The 2,205-nt window shown below is 75.0% G+C and carries 1 protein-coding gene and 1 pseudogene; one reads left to right on the top strand and one right to left on the bottom strand.

What is annotated here, in order from left to right; translation table 11 throughout:
- A partial coding sequence (locus ACFQ36_RS22280) for an FAD-binding oxidoreductase (protein ID WP_377017682.1) occupies nucleotides 1-1,661 on the bottom strand: 1,661 nt, incomplete at its 3' end.
- A 64-nt stretch (nucleotides 1,662-1,725) separates the two neighbouring features.
- Between ACFQ36_RS22280 and ACFQ36_RS22275 the strand changes: the two are divergent.
- A pseudogene (locus ACFQ36_RS22275) lies at nucleotides 1,726-2,205 on the top strand (D-2-hydroxyacid dehydrogenase); the annotation flags it as partial.

The raw sequence follows: 2,205 nt of genomic DNA, 5'->3' as shown, positions 1-2,205 counted from the left end.
CCGCCGGCGTGCAGCGGGCGCAGGTCGAAGCTGGTGCGCCACTGCCGCTGCGGCACGCCCGCCAGGGCCAGGTGGGCGTCGATCGGGTCCGGATCGGTGAGCGAGCCGGGGTTCAGGATCCCGGCCGGGTCCCAGATCCGCCGGTACGCGGCGAAGGCGGCCAGCAGCGCCGGCGAGTACATGACCGGCAGCAGCTCCGAGCGGGCCCGTCCGTCCCCGTGCTCGCCCGAGAGCGAGCCGCCGTGGCGGACCACCAGTTCCGCGGCCTCCTGCGAGAAGGCGCGGAATACCGTGCGCCCGGCGTCGGTGCGCAGGTCGTAGGTGATCCGGATGTGCATGCAGCCGGCGCCGAAGTGCCCGTACATCACGCCGGTGAGCCCGTACCGGGCCAGCAGGTCGCGGAATTCGGCCAGGTAGTCCGCCAGCTTCTCGGGGGCGACCGCGGAGTCTTCCCAGCCGGGCCAGGACTCGCCGCCGCTGGCCAGCCGGGAGGACAGCCCGGCACCGTCCTCGCGCACCCGCCAGAGCGAGGCCCGCTCCGCCGGGTCCGGGACGGCCCGCCCGTCCACCATCCGCCCGTTTTCCCGCAGCCGCACCAGCAGCCTCTGCGCCTCGGCGGCGACCGCGGCCGGATCTTCGCCGTCCAGGTCCACGTACAGCCAGGCTTTGCCTCCGGGCAGGCCGCGGACGGCGTCCCGGCCCCGGCGGAAGCGCATGGTGTCCACGATCGCCTCGTCGATCCCCTCCACGGCGGCGGGGGAGAACGCCAGGATGTCGGGGATGTCCCGGGCCGCCTCCACCACGTCCGCATAGCCGAGGCAGACCAGCAGGGCGCTCGCCGGCTTGGGCACCAGCTTCATCCGGGCGCCGACCACGACGGCGCAGGTGCCTTCGGAACCGACCAGGGCGCGGGCAACGCCGAAACCCCGTTCGGGCAGCAGGTGGCCCAGGTGGTAGCCGGAGACCTGGCGCTGGATCCGGCCCAGTTCGGTGCGGAACGCTGCCAGGTTCTGCCGGGCCAGGTCCTGCAGCGCCGCGGTCAGTTCCGCGGCGCGGGCGGCCGAGGCGGCATCCGTCGGGTCCGTGGCGCGCAGCCGCCCGGCGGAAGCGGTGAGCCGGGCGCCGTCGGCGGTGACGACGTCGAGCTCGGCCACATGGTCCGAGGTGCGCCCGTAGCGCACCGAATGGTTGCCGCACGCGTCATTGCCCAGGGCGCCGCCGACCGTGGCGCGGTTGCGCGAGGAGGGGTCCGGGGCGAAGGTCAGCCGCCCCCCGGTGGCCCGCTCCACCTCGCGGGAGAGCACCGCGAGCACGGTTCCCGGCTCCACCGACACCGTCCCGGCGGCTTCGTCGATGCCGCGGATCCGGTTCAGGTGCCGGGAGAAGTCCAGCACCACGCCCGGGCCCACGGCATTGCCGGCCATCGAGGTCCCGCCGCCCCGCGCGGTCAGCGGCGTGCCGGTTTCCCGGCATATGGCCAGGGCGGCGGCGACGTCGTCCGCGCTGCGCGGGAACACCACGGCCAGCGGCGGCACCCGGTAGTTGGACGCATCGTAGGAATATTCCGCGCGCCGGCGCGGCGAGTCATCCGCGTCAAGTCCGGCGGCGGCGAGGCGGGCCGGCACGGGCGGCCGGACACGGGCGGAGCTGGGACTGCTCATGCCCACTATCGTGCGGCTCGGAGCCGCGGATCGGCAACCGCCGGGGATCACGTACCGTGGAGGCGTGCCAGTTCGTGATCCCCGCCGTCCCCGCGTCGTCGTCCTCGCCGCCGAAAACCAGCCGCGCCCGCACAACCTGGAGCGGCTCAAGGCGCGCGCCGACGTCGTGCTCACCGACGCCGCCGGCCTGCCGGCGGCCCTGCCCGGGGCGGATGTGCTGTTCCTCTGGGACTTCTTTTCCCCGGCCCTGCGCGCGGCCTGGCCGCGGGCGGATGCGCTGCGCTGGGTGCACGTGGCCGCGGCCGGGGTGGACGCGGTCCTGTTCGACGAGCTGCGCGCCTCCGACGTGGCGGTGACCAACGCCCGCGGGGTCTTCGACGCGCCCATCGCCGAATTCGTGCTCGCTTCCGTCCTGGCCCACGACAAGCAGCTGCACCTGAGCAAGAGCCTGCAGCGGCAGGGCCTCTGGCGGCACCGCGAGCCCGCCCGGACCGCGGGGTCGCACGCGCTTGTAGTCGGCACCGGCGGCATCGGCCGGGCCGCC

Origin of the sequence: Arthrobacter sp. GCM10027362, from assembly GCF_042679445.1 — a bacterium.
GTDB lineage: Bacteria > Actinomycetota > Actinomycetes > Actinomycetales > Micrococcaceae > Crystallibacter.
Note: the sequence above shows the minus strand (reverse complement) of the source record. Positions and strands in the feature narration are given on the sequence as shown.